This window comes from Variovorax ureilyticus (assembly GCF_050632185.1).
GTDB classification, from domain to species: Bacteria; Pseudomonadota; Gammaproteobacteria; order Burkholderiales; family Burkholderiaceae_C; genus Variovorax; species Variovorax ureilyticus_A.
In genome coordinates this window covers 2,893,564-2,906,832 of sequence record NZ_CP192579.1, presented here as the reverse complement: position 1 = coordinate 2,906,832, position 13,269 = coordinate 2,893,564, and the positions used below count along the sequence as shown (strand labels likewise).

General features: G+C 66.3%; 15 protein-coding genes and 1 tRNA gene. 12 read left to right on the top strand and 4 right to left on the bottom strand.

The window, feature by feature from the left end; genetic code table 11:
* The first annotated feature begins 42 nt into the window (after nucleotides 1-42).
* Both ACQ858_RS14355 and ACQ858_RS14350 read left to right on the top strand, forming a co-directional pair.
* The gene (locus ACQ858_RS14355) at nucleotides 43-1,764 is read left to right on the top strand and encodes an ABC transporter permease (RefSeq protein ID WP_431276869.1); all 1,722 of its coding nucleotides are present in this window, start codon (nucleotides 43-45) and stop codon (nucleotides 1,762-1,764) included.
* 23 nt (nucleotides 1,765-1,787) lie between these two features.
* Nucleotides 1,788-3,116 carry a nitrate/sulfonate/bicarbonate ABC transporter ATP-binding protein gene (locus tag ACQ858_RS14350; protein WP_431273366.1) on the top strand — a complete coding sequence of 443 codons (1,329 nt, stop codon included), beginning with the start codon at nucleotides 1,788-1,790 and terminating at the stop codon, nucleotides 3,114-3,116.
* 3 nt (nucleotides 3,117-3,119) lie between these two features.
* Here ACQ858_RS14350 and mnmH read toward each other — a convergent pair whose 3' ends face one another.
* Nucleotides 3,120-4,187 carry a tRNA 2-selenouridine(34) synthase MnmH gene (gene mnmH, locus ACQ858_RS14345; protein ID WP_431273365.1) on the bottom strand — a complete coding sequence of 356 codons (1,068 nt, stop codon included), beginning with the start codon at nucleotides 4,185-4,187 and terminating at the stop codon, nucleotides 3,120-3,122.
* 243 nt (nucleotides 4,188-4,430) lie between these two features.
* Here mnmH and ACQ858_RS14340 point away from each other — a divergent pair, with 243 nt between their 5' ends.
* Complete coding sequence (locus tag ACQ858_RS14340) at nucleotides 4,431-4,982, top strand: ABC transporter ATP-binding protein (RefSeq protein WP_431273364.1); 552 nt, start codon at nucleotides 4,431-4,433, stop codon at nucleotides 4,980-4,982.
* A gap of 95 nt (nucleotides 4,983-5,077) precedes the next feature.
* Nucleotides 5,078-5,153, top strand: a tRNA-Gly gene (locus ACQ858_RS14335).
* Between the two features lie 33 nt (nucleotides 5,154-5,186).
* Here ACQ858_RS14335 and ACQ858_RS14330 read toward each other — a convergent pair.
* Nucleotides 5,187-5,516 carry a hypothetical protein gene (locus ACQ858_RS14330; protein ID WP_431273363.1) on the bottom strand — a complete coding sequence of 110 codons (330 nt, stop codon included), beginning with the start codon at nucleotides 5,514-5,516 and terminating at the stop codon, nucleotides 5,187-5,189.
* Nucleotides 5,517-5,613: 97 nt separating this feature from the next.
* Nucleotides 5,614-6,243 carry a flavin reductase family protein gene (locus tag ACQ858_RS14325; RefSeq protein ID WP_431273362.1) on the bottom strand — a complete coding sequence of 210 codons (630 nt, stop codon included), beginning with the start codon at nucleotides 6,241-6,243 and terminating at the stop codon, nucleotides 5,614-5,616.
* Between the two features lie 35 nt (nucleotides 6,244-6,278).
* Here ACQ858_RS14325 and ACQ858_RS14320 point away from each other — a divergent pair, with 35 nt between their 5' ends.
* The 6 genes from ACQ858_RS14320 to ACQ858_RS14295 all read left to right on the top strand — a co-directional run bounded on the left by ACQ858_RS14320 (nucleotide 6,279) and on the right by ACQ858_RS14295 (nucleotide 11,849).
* Nucleotides 6,279-7,166, top strand: coding sequence for a DUF3014 domain-containing protein (locus ACQ858_RS14320; protein ID WP_431273361.1), 888 nt, complete (start codon nucleotides 6,279-6,281; stop codon nucleotides 7,164-7,166).
* A 147-nt stretch (nucleotides 7,167-7,313) separates the two neighbouring features.
* On the top strand, nucleotides 7,314-8,180 hold the full coding sequence (locus ACQ858_RS14315; RefSeq protein ID WP_431273360.1) for a branched-chain amino acid ABC transporter permease: 867 nt from the start codon (nucleotides 7,314-7,316) through the stop codon (nucleotides 8,178-8,180).
* Nucleotides 8,180-9,181, top strand: coding sequence for a branched-chain amino acid ABC transporter permease (locus tag ACQ858_RS14310; protein WP_431273359.1), 1,002 nt, complete (start codon nucleotides 8,180-8,182; stop codon nucleotides 9,179-9,181). Before ACQ858_RS14315 ends, ACQ858_RS14310 begins: the two co-directional genes overlap by 1 nt.
* On the top strand, nucleotides 9,174-9,938 hold the full coding sequence (locus ACQ858_RS14305) for an ABC transporter ATP-binding protein (RefSeq protein ID WP_431273358.1): 765 nt from the start codon (nucleotides 9,174-9,176) through the stop codon (nucleotides 9,936-9,938). The genes ACQ858_RS14310 and ACQ858_RS14305 overlap by 8 nt, the downstream gene beginning before the upstream one ends.
* Entirely contained in the window at nucleotides 9,925-10,632 is a 708-nt protein-coding gene (locus tag ACQ858_RS14300) for an ABC transporter ATP-binding protein (RefSeq protein WP_431273357.1), read from the top strand. The genes ACQ858_RS14305 and ACQ858_RS14300 overlap by 14 nt, the downstream gene beginning before the upstream one ends.
* A 35-nt stretch (nucleotides 10,633-10,667) precedes the next feature.
* A complete protein-coding gene (locus tag ACQ858_RS14295; RefSeq protein WP_431276868.1) occupies nucleotides 10,668-11,849 on the top strand; it encodes an ABC transporter substrate-binding protein in 1,182 nt (393 codons plus the stop codon).
* Nucleotides 11,850-11,945: 96 nt separating this feature from the next.
* On the opposite strand, the gene ACQ858_RS14290 is transcribed toward ACQ858_RS14295, so the two are convergent.
* Complete coding sequence (locus tag ACQ858_RS14290) at nucleotides 11,946-12,506, bottom strand: DUF4124 domain-containing protein (protein ID WP_431273356.1); 561 nt, start codon at nucleotides 12,504-12,506, stop codon at nucleotides 11,946-11,948.
* A gap of 125 nt (nucleotides 12,507-12,631) precedes the next feature.
* Here ACQ858_RS14290 and ACQ858_RS14285 point away from each other — a divergent pair, with 125 nt between their 5' ends.
* Both ACQ858_RS14285 and ACQ858_RS14280 read left to right on the top strand, forming a co-directional pair.
* Nucleotides 12,632-13,012 (top strand): hypothetical protein, encoded by a 381-nt coding sequence (locus ACQ858_RS14285; protein ID WP_431273355.1) that lies wholly within the window; start codon nucleotides 12,632-12,634, stop codon nucleotides 13,010-13,012.
* A gap of 13 nt (nucleotides 13,013-13,025) precedes the next feature.
* Nucleotides 13,026-13,259: a hypothetical protein gene (locus tag ACQ858_RS14280; protein ID WP_431273354.1), complete on the top strand. Its 234-nt coding sequence runs from the start codon at nucleotides 13,026-13,028 to the stop codon at nucleotides 13,257-13,259.
* The last annotated feature ends 10 nt before the right edge of the window (nucleotides 13,260-13,269 follow it).

Here is a 13,269-nt window from a genome sequence, read left to right as displayed (position 1 = left end):
GCTGCGCGGACAGGGTCCGTGAAACGACCCTTCGATCCGCACATGCTCGACAAACGCTTCTTCCCGCGTCAGGCGGTCGCGTCCGGCGGCAACCGCTGGGACTGGGCGCTCCTGCCCCTGGTGCTCGCGACGCTGTTCGCGCTGGCCTACGGCGGCGCGCAGATGGCCCGGCCCTATGAGCTCGGGCAGCCGCTACCGATCAGCCTCGATCCGTGGATGCTGCCGTACTACCTGCTGCGCACCACGCTGCGGATGTTCCTCGCGCTGGGCGCGTCGCTGGTCTTCGCCTGCGTGTTCGCGGTGCTCGCGACGCGCTACCGCGTGGCGGAGAAGATCCTGGTGCCGATGCTCGACGTCCTCCAGTCGATCCCCATCCTCGGCTTTCTGTCGATCACGGTCACCGGCTTCATCGCGCTCTTCCCCGGCAACCTGCTCGGAGTGGAATGCGCGGCAATCTTCGCGATCTTCACCTCGCAGGCCTGGAACATGGCCTTCAGCCTCTACCAGTCGCTGCGCACGGTGCCGCCGGAGCTGCGCGAGGCGTCGTCGGTGTTCCAGCTTTCGGCATGGCAGCGCTTCTGGCGGCTCGAGCTGCCCTTCGCGGCGCCGGGGCTGCTGTGGAACATGATGATGTCGATGTCCGGCGGCTGGTTCTTCGTGGTCGCCTCGGAAGCGATCTCGGTGTCGAACCAGAACATCAAGCTGCCGGGCGTGGGCTCGTACATCGCGATGGCGATCGAGGCGCGCGACCTCGGCGCGATCGGCTGGGCCATCGGCGGCATGCTGATCGGCATCTCGCTGTACGACCAGTTCTTCTTCCGTCCGCTCGTCGCATGGGCCGACAAGTTCCGTTTCGAGGAGGGCAGCACGGAGGAGGTCCCGCGCTCGTGGCTGCTGACCTGGCTGCGCCGCACCGACCGCATCAAGCGCCTGATCATCGGGGCAATGCGACCGCTCGAACGGGCGCTGGTGCTGTTCCGGCGCGATTTCGACGGCACCTCGATCAAGGCCCGACCGCGTCCGCCCGATCCGGCCGTGGTGCGCGTCTGGGACGCCACGATCGCGGCCGCGGTGCTGCTGGCGGTGGTGTGGCTCGTGCGCTTCATTCATGCCGAAGTCGGCTGGTCCGAGGTGGTGCATGTCTTCGTGCTGGGCTTCTACACGCTGCTGCGCGTGCTGGTGCTGATCGCGCTCGCGGCCCTGGTGTGGGTGCCGATCGGCGTATGGATCGGCATGAACCCGCGCTGGGCCGGGCGGCTTCAGGGGGTCGCGCAGTTCCTGGCAGCCTTTCCGGCCAACCTGATGTTCCCGGTGGCGGTGCTGTTCATCGTGCGCTGGCACCTCAACCCGAACATCTGGCTTGCGCCGCTGATGGTGCTGGGCACGCAGTGGTATCTGCTCTTCAACGTGATCGCGGGTGCGTCGACCATCCCGACGGAGCTGCGCTATGCGGCGGAGAACCTCGGGCTCACCGGTTGGCTCAAGTGGCGGCGCTATCTGTTGCCGGCGGTGTTCCCGAGCTTCGTCACCGGCGCGATCACCGCGAGCGGCGGATCATGGAACGCGAGCATCGTCGCCGAGTACGTCACCTGGGGCGACACCACCCTGCAGGCGGCGGGCCTGGGCAGCTACATCGCGCACATGACTGCGATCGGCGACTTTCCGCGCATCGCGCTCGGCATCGGGGTGATGTGCGTGTTCGTCATGAGCATGAACCATTTCGTCTGGCGCCGGCTCTATGAGCGTGCAGAGACCAGAGTTTGAATAGGCGGAGTAGAGGAGCACGCATGGCCGAAGCCATCATCGAACTCAAGGGCGTGGGCAAGTCCTTCCGCTCGGCCGACGGCTCGGCGCGCGCAGTGCTCGAAGGCGTGGATTTCCGGCTGGCCGAAGGCGAGATCGTGGCGTTGCTCGGCCAGTCCGGCTCGGGCAAGTCGACGCTGCTGCGCATCCTGGCCGGCCTCATCGGCGCGGACGGGGGCAGCGTGAGCTATCGCGGCCAGCCGCTCTACGCGCCGGCGCGCGGCATCGCGATGGTGTTCCAGTCCTTCGCGCTCTTTCCGTGGCTCACGGTGCAGCAGAACGTCGAGCTCGGGCTTGAGGCGCGCGGCATTGCAGCCGACGAGCGCGCACGCCGCGCGAGCGCGGCGATCGAGCTCATCGGCCTCGCCGGCTTCGAGGGTGCCTTGCCGCGCGAACTGTCGGGCGGCATGCGCCAGCGCGTGGGCATCGCGCGTGCGCTGGTGATCGAGCCCGAGGTGCTGCTCATGGACGAAGCCTTCTCCGCGCTCGACGTGCTGACCGGCGAGCGCCTGCGCGACGACATCCTCCAGCTCTGGGGCAGCGGCGCGATGCCGACGAAGGCAATGCTCATCGTCTCGCACAACATCGAGGAAGCGGTGCTGATGGCCGACCGCATCCTGATCTTCGCGGCCGATCCGGGGCGGGTGCGCGCCGAGCTGCCGATCCATCTGCCGCGCCCGCGCGATGCCGACAGCCTCGAGGTGCGCGCACTGATCGACGAGGCCTATGCGCTCATGACCGAGCGTGCGCCCGCCGCCGGCCGCGCCGCCGAGGAGCCGGCGCGCATGCACCTGGGCGATCGCCTGCCCGAAGCGGACATCGGTCGCATGGAGGCGCTGCTGGAAATGCTGGTCGACGACGACCGCAATGGACGCGCCGACCTGCCGCAGCTCGCCGAGGAGACCGAACTCACCGACCACGACCTGCTGCCGCTCGCGCAGGCGCTCGCGCTGCTGGGCTTTGCGCAACTGGCGGATGCGGACCTGCATCTCACCGAACTGGGCCGGCGCTACGTTGCGGGCACGCACACGCTCAGGCAGCAGTTGCTGGGCCAGCAACTGCTTGCGCATGTGCCGCTGGCCGCGCACATCCGCCACAGCCTGGAGCAGGCACCTTCGGGCGAGCTGCCGCAGGAGCCCTTCCTCGAATTGCTGAAGGAAAGCCTCGACGAACCCACCGCGGAGCGCGTGCTGCGTACCGCGATCGAATGGGGTCGCTATGGCGAGGTGTTCGAGTACGACCTGCGCACCGGCCTGATCCACCTGCCGGTGGGCGAGGAGGACGCCGCCGAACCATCGGCGGGACCGGGCTGAAGCTCAGGGCTCGCGGGTGTCGCGTGTTTCCAGTGCGAGGATCGAATCGGCCAGCCGCTCGATGCCCTGCTCGGAGAGGTCGTCGGACGCCACCCGCTGGCGTTCGGTCCACGATGCGAAGTGCTGCGCCTGCGAGCGCGCGTAATGCGGGTCGTAGTGAAGCGCCATCAGTTCGGCGAAGAGCGGGGCAAGCTCGCCGCCGCGCGCCCAGTCCTGCCAGCGCTGCACGGTTTCCTTGCCCTGCAGCTCCTTGAGCAGCCCGAGCTGCGTGGCGAGTGCTTCGCCGTCGTCGCCCAGATAGGCGTAGTCGCGCAGCAGATAGGCAAGCCGTGCCTCGGGCGTCGCCGCGATCTCGATGCAGGGGCTCGCCCGCATGCGCGACACCAGCGGGATCGGCAGGGCCACGCGGCCGATGCGCGGGCTTTCGCCTTCCACATACAGTGGACGGGCGAGATCGACGCCATCGAGCACCTCGGCGACGCACGTTTCGAAATGCTTCTGCGAAGGCTGCGGCGTGCCCGGCAGCGCCCCGAGCAGCGAGCCCTTGTGCCTCGCGAAGCCTTCGAGATCGAGCACCTGTGCCCCGCGCGCGGCGAGCGCCTGCAGGACGCGGGTCTTCGCGCTGCCCGTGGCGCCGCACAGCACGCGCAGCGGCAGGCGAGGGGAGAGCGTCTCGATCTGCTCGATCACATGATGGCGAAAGCTCTTGTAGCCGCCGGCGAGCTGCTGTGCGTCCCAGCCGACCAGGCGCAACCACGTCACCATCGAGCCGCTGCGCATGCCGCCGCGCCAGCAGTAGACGAGCGGCTTCCAGTTGGGAGGCCGGTCGGCGAAGCGCTCGCGCAGGTGCTTTGCGAGATTGGCGGCCACCATCGCGCCGCCGACGCGCCGCGCCTCGAACGCGCCCTGCTGCTTGTAGAGCGTGCCGACGATGCGGCGCTCCTCGTCGTCGAGCACCGGGCAATTGATGGCGCCGGGAATGTGGTCGAGCGCAAACTCGGCCGGCGAACGTGCGTCGATGAGGGTGTCGAACGCGGGCAGGTCTGCCACGCGGACGGGGGAGCGAATCATGGTTCTTTCAGGCGGTCATGGAAGGCGCGCAAAACTTACGGACTTGGCACAATGCCGGGCAGTTCCGCAGGCCTGGAAGAATCATCCAGACGAAGCGGATTGTCCTGATGCAGTTTTCGCACAATGGCGATTGCAGTTGCAAGGCTGCAGCGGGTCTTCAATCGGGGATTCTGGCATGCGCGCCAGGCGTGCCGTCCGGCAGGGCACGAGGCCGGACTGGTCGCTCAAGAAAAAGGGGTATTCATGAATCATCGTGCCACTGCGGGCATCGCCTGCCTGCTGACCGCGCTGTCCTCAACCGCCGTCAGGGCTCAGGAGGCACAGCCTTCGCCGCAGCCGCAGGAAGCGGCGGCCGCGCGCTTCGACGGCAAGCCTTACTGGGAGCTGCTGATCGGCCCTTTCGCGTGGCATTGGAGCAACGAGACCGACCACAAGCATGTCTACCTGCTGGGCATCGAGCGCAACTTGCCCGGGGCGCCGCAGTGGTCTCACGCCGATGCGACCATCTGGGGCTTCTCGGCGTTCAACAACTCGTTCGGCCAGCCCTCGGCCTATGCGTACTACGGCTACCGCTGGGACAACCTGTTCGGCTATCCGTCGCTCTACGCGAAGATCAGCGGCGGCATCCTCTACGGCTACAAGGGCGAGTACGAGAACAAGGTGCCCTTCAATCATGACGGCTTCGGGCTGGCGATCATTCCCGGCATCGGCTATCGGATAACGCCGTTCGACGCAGTGCAGATCAACATGCTCGGCGCGGCCGGGCTGATCTTCACGTACAGCCGGCGGTTCTGAGGCATGGCGCGAAGCCGGCGAAATTCTTTTCACGCGATCCGGGGCATGCAGGATTTCAAGCTATACTGCAAGGCTTCGCAAAACGCGAAGAAAACGCGGGAATAGCTCAGTTGGTAGAGCGCAACCTTGCCAAGGTTGAGGTCGCGAGTTCGAGTCTCGTTTCCCGCTCCATTCAAAAAAGAGGCTTCGGCCTCTTTTTTCGTCTCAGGCCTTGGACTGCCCGTCGCGCCGATTGGCGCCCAGCGCGTAGACGACCGGCTTCTCGTCCGGAAGCTTCGATGCCGTGCCGCCTTCGCCCAGAGGAACGTGCGACGTCCCGTAGACCTCGCGCTCCAGCCGCTTGACCCGTTCCGCATACATGCGGGCGAGGGCACCGTGGTGTTCCGCGGCGGCCTGGTGCTCGATTCGCGCCAGGTTGGCCTCCTCGAGCAGGGTCATGATGCGGCGAAGATGGCCGTTCCGATTGGGCTGGAAGATGTTGAACATCGGGACCTCCGGATGCGCAAACTCGCGCGGAAGCAGTTTTAACGTCATTCGCCGTTTTCGTGCTTGTCAGCCGGATTCGACTGTCGACGTAGGCCGCCCGGCCAGTGACCCGGCGGCGCCCGAAGCGCTAGAGTGGAAAGATTGCCTACATCTCGTCGATCTGCGTGGCGCGCGTGCCGCCCTGCGCTGCCAGTGAATAGCGCTCGCGCGTCTTCACGTAGAAGCTTGCGCCGAAGCGGCCGACCGGGAAGTAGTGCTGCAGCCGCACGCGCCAGGTTTCGGTGTCGATCAGCTCGTCGCGCGCATGCATCCAGCGTACCTGGCCGATGAAGATCTGCCGGCTCTCGGTTTCCAGCGTTTCCCACAGCGTGCATTCGAAGGCCACCGGTGCCTCGGCGATGCGCGGCGGCTTGACGGCGCTGCTTGGCAAGGCGGTGAAGCCGACGACGTCGAGCTCGCTCACGTGCGGCGGATGGCGATCGCCGCAGCGGTGCATCTGCTCTGCAATGTCCTCGTCGGCGAGGTGGACGACGAACTCGCCGGTGCGCACGATGTTGGCCGCCGTATCCTTCAGCACGTTGTCCTGAAGGCGGTTCACGCTGATCATCACGATCGGCGGCTCTTCGCCGAGCATGTTGAACATGCTGAAGGGCGCCGCGTTGACCACGCCGTCTGCGCCGATCGTCGTGACAAGCGCGATCGGGCGCGGCACGATCAGGCTTGCCATCAACTTGTACCGCTGGTACTCGGTGAGCTGCGAGAAATCAACGTCCATGATTTTTTTGAGAAATGAGAGAGGAGCATTCCACCATGCCCCAGAACGACCCAGCAGAATTCAGGCCAGCACGCGAATCCTCGATGTGGTTTCCGGTGATCGTCATCGTGGCCGTTCTGGCGGCCGCGTTCGGCTGGTGGCGTTGGTCGCAAAGGGAGGTCGCGCCCGAGGCACCGCCCGCCGCGACCGCGCCTCAACCGCCATCCACGCCCGCCGACGTGCCGCCGCAGCCGCCGGTCGCGACGGGGCCGCAGAACCCGATGGACAACCTCGCGGAGCCCGAGAAGGCGCTGCCCGCGCTGAGCGATGCCGACGCGCGCGTGACCAGCGCGCTCAACGATCTGCTCGGCCGCAAGAACGTCACGTCCTTCCTGCAGCTCGACGGCTTCGTGCGGCGCGCGGTCGCCACAGTCGACAACCTGCCGCGCGAGCACGCGACCGCGCGCATGTGGCCGGTGCTGCCGACGCCGCAGCGCTTCGCGGTCCAGGGCAACGGCGATGTGAAGACGATCAGCCCCGACAACGGCGCGCGCTACACGCCTTTCGTTCTCTTCGTCGAATCGATCGACCCCGCGCGTGCGGTCGCGCTCTATGCGCGGCTCTATCCGCTGTTCCAGGAAGCCTTCGAAGAACTCGGCTACCCCAACCGCTACTTCAACGATCGGCTGGTGGCGGTGCTCGACCATCTGCTGAAGACGCCCGAGCCCGCCGGGCCGGTGCAGGTGAAGATCACCGAAGTGAAGGGCGAGATGCCGCTGGAAAACCCCTGGACGCGCTACGAATTCGCCGACCCGCAGCTCGAGGCGCTCTCGGCGGGGCAGAAGCTGCTGATCCGCATGGGGCCGGTCAACGAGCGTCGCATGAAAGCCCGGCTCTCCGAACTGCGCCGCCTTGTCGCGACCGGGACAATGGCGAAGAAGTGACCTACCCAGCGGTAGGAAAGCGAGTCTCCTAGGCGACGCGATCTCAGGAGAAACCTTAGTCGGCGTGGTGCAGCACGCTCCCACAATGGGCCGCTTCGATACAGCCGGTACGCATGTTCGATGCGCATCGGCCAGCCGAGGAACCCAGTGGAACTGTTCTTTCAGCAACTTCTCAACGGCCTCACCATCGGCGGCGTCTACAGCCTCGTGGCCCTGGGCCTGACCCTCGTCTACGGCATCCTGCACGTGCCGAACTTCGCGCACGGGGCCTTCTACATGGCGGGTGCGTTCGCCGGCTACTACCTGATGGCCAAGCTCGGCCTGAACTACTGGCTGGCGATGGCCGGTGCGGCCGTGGTGGTCGCGGTGATCTCGATGCTCGCGCAGCGGCTGGTGTTCCATCCGCTGCGCAATGCGCCGGAGCTGCACGACATGATCGCGGCGATCGGCATCCTGCTGTTCCTCGAAGCCGGTGCACAGGCGCTGTTCGGCGCCGACTTCCATCGCATGCCGACGCCGTACGGGCAAGTGGTCGAGATCTTCGGCCTCACCGCGCCGTTGCAGCGCCTGCTGATCATCGCGGGCGCGTTCGGTCTGATGGCGCTGCTGCACCTCTTCCTCAACCATACGGTGATCGGCTCGACCATCATCGCGATGGCGCAGAACCGTGACGGTGCAGCGCTGGTGGGCATCGACGCCTCGCGCGTCACGCTGCTGGTGTTCGCGATCTCGGGTGCGCTCGCGGCGATCGCCGCGGTGCTTTACGCGCCGATCAATCTGGTCTATCCGGCGATGGGCAATCTCGTCATCACCAAGGCCTTCGTGATCATCATCCTCGGCGGCATGGGGAGCTTTCCGGGGGCGATCGTCGGTGGGCTGATCATCGGCATGGCGGAGAGCTTCGGCGGCTTCTACGTCTCCACCGACTACAAGGACATCATCGCCTTCGTGCTGCTGGTGGTGATCCTTTCGTTTCGCCCGCAAGGCCTGTTCACCATGAAGGGAGCTCGCTGATGCGCCTGTTCGAAGGAAAGGCCGGCTGGGCATTGCTCGCCGCGCTGGCGCTGGCATTCCCGCTCGTGGCGCCGAACAGCTATCTGATCTCGGTGGCGACGCTGGCCTTCATCATGGCCATCGCTGCACTGGGGCTGAACCTCATCACCGGCTATACGGGGCAGTTCAATCTCGCGCACGGGGCCTTCATGGCGATCGGCGCGTACACGGTGGGCATTCTCACGGTCGATCACCAGGTGCCGTTCTGGATTGCCTTCGCGCTCGCGGGCGTGGTGACCGGCGTGCTCGGCTATTTCATCGGCCGGCTGTCGCTGCGGCTGCGCGGCCACTACTTCTCGATCTTCACGCTGTGCGTGAGCTACATCCTGTTCCTGCTCATCGAGAAGTGGGAAAGCCTCACGCATGGGCCGGTCGGCATCATGGGCATCCCGGCGCCGACGGGCATCGGGCCGGTGCAGTTCGGCACGCCGCTCGCGCAGTACTACCTCGTGCTGGCCTTTCTCGCGCTCGGCCTCTGGGTGATGGCGCGCATCGTGCGGTCGCTGGTCGGCCGCAGCTTCATGGCAGTGCGCAACAGCGACGATCTGGCGGAGGCGCTCGGCATCGACCTGATGCGCACCAAGACGCTGTCTTTCGTGCTGTCGGTGATCTACGCGGGCTTCGCGGGCGCGCTCTACGCGGGGCAGGTTCGATTTCTCGGACCGGATCTCGCAAGCGAAGCCGTGACCTTCGACCTGATCATGTTCGTGCTGGTCGGCGGCGTGGGCACGCTGCTCGGGCCGCTGGTCGGCACCTTCCTCGTCACCTGGCTCACGCAGAGCCTGCAGTTCCTGCAGGACTTCCGCATGGTCGTCTTCGGCCCGGTGCTGGTGGCGCTGATCATCTTCCTGCCCGACGGCATCGTGGGGACGTGGCTCAAGCGCCGTGCGCGTCGCGCGGATGCCGCTCAGGCCGATACCCGATCGCTGGTCGCCGTGACGGAGGCGAAGTCCAATGCTTGAGATTGACGCACTGACCAAGCAGTTCTTTGGCCTCACGGCCGTCGACTCGGTGACCACGCGCTTCGAGCGCGGACAGGTCAGCGCCATCATCGGACCGAACGGTGCGGGCAAGACCACGTTCTTCAACCTCATCGCCGGCACGCACAAGCCGACGTCGGGCCGCATCACCTTCAAGGGGCAGGATGTGACCGGCGTACGGCCCGACCATGTGGCGCGGCTCGGCATCGCGCGCACCTTCCAGACCACGCACCTGTTCGACAACGCGAGCGTGCTCGACAACCTGATCGTCGGCCACCGCCTGCGCACCCGCTCGGGCCTGTGGGACGTGCTCGCCAACTCGAAGCGGCTGCAGGAGGAAGAACGCCTGTGCCGCGAGAAGGCGCGCGAGGCGCTCGACTTCGTCGGCGCGTCGCACATCGCCAACCGCATCGCGGCCGACATCACGCAGGAGGAGCGCAAGCGCGTGGCCTTCGCGCTCGCGCTCGCGACCGATCCGGAGCTGCTGCTGCTCGACGAACCCGCGGGCGGCGTCAATCCTGAAGAAACCGTCGGCCTCGCGGCCCTCATCCGCAAGCTGGTGGAGCACGGCAAGACCGTGTGCCTGATCGAACACAAGATGGACATGATCATGCGACTGGCCGACAAGATCGTCGTGCTCAACAACGGCGCGAAGATCGCCGAAGGCACGCCGGCGGAGATTCGCCGCGATCCGCATGTGATCGAAGCCTACCTGGGGGCGGACCATGTTGCGGTTTGAGAACGTCGACCTGCACTACGGGACTTTTCGCGCACTCTCCGGCGTATCGCTGCATGCGGCGCCCGGTGAACTGGTGGTGCTGCTGGGCGCGAACGGCGCGGGCAAGACGTCGATCTTCATGGCGGCCAGTGGCATCCAGAAGCCGAGCGCGGGCAGCATCCGCTTCGGCGAGCGCGAGCTCATCGGCCAGCGGCCCGCACAGATCGTCGCCTCGGGGCTCGTGCATTGCCCCGAGGGACGCAAGCTGTTCCCGATGATGTCGGTGCGCAAGAATCTCGCGCTCGGCGCGTATGTCCATCGCCGCGACAAGGCCGGCATCCAACGCTCGATCGACGAGGTGTTCGGCCTTTTCCCGATCCTCGAGAAGAAGCAGGACCATCCCGCCGGATCGCTCTCCGGCGGTCAGCAGCAGATGGTCGCGATCGGGCGTGCGCTGCTGGGGCGACCCAAGCTGCTCCTGCTCGACGAACCCTCGCTCGGGCTCGCGCCGCTGATCGTCAAGCAGGTGTTCGAGGTGATCCAGCGCATCAACCAGGCCGGCACCACGGTGCTGCTGGCGGAGCAGAACGCGTACTCGGCACTGGCGATCGCGCATCGCGCCTATGTCATCGAGCGCGGCTGCATCACGCTCGAAGGCGATCGCGAATCGCTGCTGAACAACGAAGCCGTGCGCGCTGCCTACATCGGTGGCTAGCCGTTCATTTGATCAACCACAAGGAGATATTGATGCTGAGACATTCATCGACCCGCCGCCGTTTCGCGCTGCTGCCCACTGCGCTGGCGCTTCTGGGTGCGTTCGGAGCCGGTTCGGCCTTCGCGCAGGACACCGTGAAGATCGGTTTCACCGGCCCCTTGAGCGGCGGTGCGGCGCTCTACGGCAAGAACGTGGTGAACGGCATCGAGATGGCGATCAAGGAGATCAACGCCGCCGGTCTCGAAGTCGGTGGCAAGAAGGTCAAGCTCGAACTGGTGGCGCTGGACGACAAGTATTCGCCGGCCGATGCCGCGATCAATGCGCGCCGCCTCGCGCAGCAGCATCAGGCGCCGGTGGTGTTCGTGCCGCACTCGGGCGGCATCTATGCGATGCAGGCCTTCAACGAGCAGGAGAAGTTCATCGTGATGGCGTACTCCAGCACGCCGAAGATCACCGAGACGGGCAACAAGCTCACCATCCGCATTCCGCCGACATTCAATTCCTACATCGAGCCCTTCACGCGCTACGAGATGAAGAAGTTCGGCAAGAAGGTCGGCATGCTGCCGGGCGATCATGAATACGCCAAGAACTGGACGCAGCTCTTCGGCCCCGCCTGGGAGAAGGCAGGCGGCACGATCGCATCGAACAATCCGATGTCCTATAACCGCTCGGCGGACTTCTACAGCGGCGTGAGCCGCGTGCTCGCCGAGAAGCCCGATGTGCTGTTCGTCGGGGGACCGTCGGAGCCGACCGCGCTGGTGGTCAAGCAGGCGCGCGAGTTGGGCTTCAAGGGCGGCTTCCTTATCATGGACCAAGCCAAGCTCGACGAGATGGCCAAGGTCACCGAGGGTCTGGGGCCGCTCGAAGGCTCGATCGGTGTGCTGCCGGTGTCGTACGACGAGCGCGTGGGTCCCAAGACTTTCGCGGCGGCCTATCGCAAGGCCTACGGTGCCGACAAGGACCCGACCACCGAGTCTTCGTACAACTACGCGATGACGCACGCAGTGGCCGCCGCGATGAAGCTCGCGGGCACGACGAGCGATGCCACCGCGATCCGCGCCAAGATGAGCGAGGCAATCAGCAAGCTGCCGAAGGAAACGAACGCCGGCGAGTTCAAGGGCGTCGATGCCGTGGGCGGCACGGTGGTCGATCCGCTCGTCGCCACGGTCGAGGGCGGCAAGATCAAGCCGGTGAATCTCAGCGACCTGATGAAGTAAACGCCGCCGGCTCAGGCGGGGCTGGTCGAACAGGCGAGCGCCCGCGTGAGCAGATGGCTCGTTGTTGTCATAGGTTCCAGCGCCGCGTTGCAGTGCTCAGTTGCAGACAGTCGTGGTGCCGACCGGGCGGCAAGTCCTGCCGTCGATGCTGCGGTAGCGGTCGAGCTGGCCTGTGGTGCGATCCCAGTGGTTGCCCTGGGTGTCCTTGCAGGTTCGGTCGCCGCAGTTGCGGATACGCGGCCGCATGTCGCGCGGGCGGTTGGGCGGGCGGTTGACGCCGGGGCTGTAGTAGCCGTCATCGATCCACATCGGATCCTCGCCGCGATCGCTCCAGCGCGATGCGTCGGACCGGCCGGCGTCGTTGCCGGTGCGGCGGCCGTCGATGATGATCGGGCCCGCGGGGGCTTGCGGCGGCGCCGCTGCGACGCTCGAATCATGATCCGGCGGGGCGCTTGGCACGGGAGCCGCCTGCCGATCCCCGCCCACGATCGCGATGGGGTCCGTCGTGGTCACGTTCGCCACCTTGTGCGCGCCGCGCGGGCAGGCGCCGTCCGTGTAGCTCACGTTGCCCGCCGCATCGGCGCAGCGGATCACCTCGGCGCCGGCGGGGAGGCCGAAGGTCGCGAGAGCAGCGGCAAGGATCAGCGATGCACGCATGGAGAACATTGTCCTCCTCGATCAAGAGAGCGCGCACTCGCAGTGGTTGATTGCAACTTCGATGCGCTTGACATGCCTCGACGGCGCAGAGCAGGATCGCTCGCGCATCAACAGCGGAGAACGCAATGTCATCCAAACTGCAAATGCGAACGGTGCTGTCGGCGGCCTGCATGGCGCTGGCGCTGGCGTGCGCCCCGGCCAAGGCGGCCGAAGTACCGATCGTGACCGGCGAGCAGTGGACCTCATCGAGCGAGGCGGTGAAGAAGGCCTATCTTGTCGGGCTCGCGAACATGGTCCAGGTGGAGATGGCCTACTACGGGAGGAACCAGCCGACCGATGCCCAGAGCTTCGTGCCGCGTCTCTCGAAGGGCATGCAGGGCCAGTCGCTGGACGGCGTGCGCCAGGGCGTGGATCGCTGGTACGCGGCGAATCCCAGCGGCCTGAAGCGCCCGGTGCTGGACATCATCTGGTTCGAAATGGCCGTGCCCGGCCTGCAGAAGAAGTGAAGGGAAACAGATCATGAAACGAATGAACTGGCTCCTGGCAGTCGCGGCGCTGGCCTTGGCCGCGGGCTGCACGGACATGACGCCGCAGCAGCAGGGCACGATGAGTGGTGCAGCGATGGGCGCCGCCGCTGGCGCCGGCATCGCCGCCATCGCCGGAGGCGATGCCTGGACGGGTGCAGCGATCGGCGGTGTGGCCGGCGGTGTCGCCGGCAACATCCACGGCGGACGGCAGCAGCAGCGCTGGTAGGTCCGGCGCC

What these genes read in the sequence shown, in the direction of transcription:
- ACQ858_RS14350 (WP_431273366.1), top strand. Translation starts at nt 1,788, where the DNA reads ATGGCCGAAGCCATCATCGAACTCAAGGGCGTGGGCAAGTCCTTCCGC.
- ACQ858_RS14300 (WP_431273357.1), top strand. Translation starts at nt 9,925, where the DNA reads ATGTTGCGGTTTGAGAACGTCGACCTGCACTACGGGACTTTTCGCGCA.
- ACQ858_RS14320 (WP_431273361.1), top strand. Translation starts at nt 6,279, where the DNA reads ATGCCCCAGAACGACCCAGCAGAATTCAGGCCAGCACGCGAATCCTCG.
- ACQ858_RS14305 (WP_431273358.1), top strand. Translation starts at nt 9,174, where the DNA reads ATGCTTGAGATTGACGCACTGACCAAGCAGTTCTTTGGCCTCACGGCC.
- ACQ858_RS14355 (WP_431276869.1), top strand. Translation starts at nt 43, where the DNA reads ATGCTCGACAAACGCTTCTTCCCGCGTCAGGCGGTCGCGTCCGGCGGC.
- ACQ858_RS14325 (WP_431273362.1), bottom strand. Translation starts at nt 6,243, where the DNA reads ATGGACGTTGATTTCTCGCAGCTCACCGAGTACCAGCGGTACAAGTTG.
- ACQ858_RS14290 (WP_431273356.1), bottom strand. Translation starts at nt 12,506, where the DNA reads ATGCGTGCATCGCTGATCCTTGCCGCTGCTCTCGCGACCTTCGGCCTC.
- ACQ858_RS14330 (WP_431273363.1), bottom strand. Translation starts at nt 5,516, where the DNA reads ATGACGTTAAAACTGCTTCCGCGCGAGTTTGCGCATCCGGAGGTCCCG.
- ACQ858_RS14280 (WP_431273354.1), top strand. Translation starts at nt 13,026, where the DNA reads ATGAAACGAATGAACTGGCTCCTGGCAGTCGCGGCGCTGGCCTTGGCC.
- ACQ858_RS14340 (WP_431273364.1), top strand. Translation starts at nt 4,431, where the DNA reads ATGAATCATCGTGCCACTGCGGGCATCGCCTGCCTGCTGACCGCGCTG.
- ACQ858_RS14285 (WP_431273355.1), top strand. Translation starts at nt 12,632, where the DNA reads ATGTCATCCAAACTGCAAATGCGAACGGTGCTGTCGGCGGCCTGCATG.
- mnmH (WP_431273365.1), bottom strand. Translation starts at nt 4,187, where the DNA reads ATGATTCGCTCCCCCGTCCGCGTGGCAGACCTGCCCGCGTTCGACACC.
- ACQ858_RS14310 (WP_431273359.1), top strand. Translation starts at nt 8,180, where the DNA reads ATGCGCCTGTTCGAAGGAAAGGCCGGCTGGGCATTGCTCGCCGCGCTG.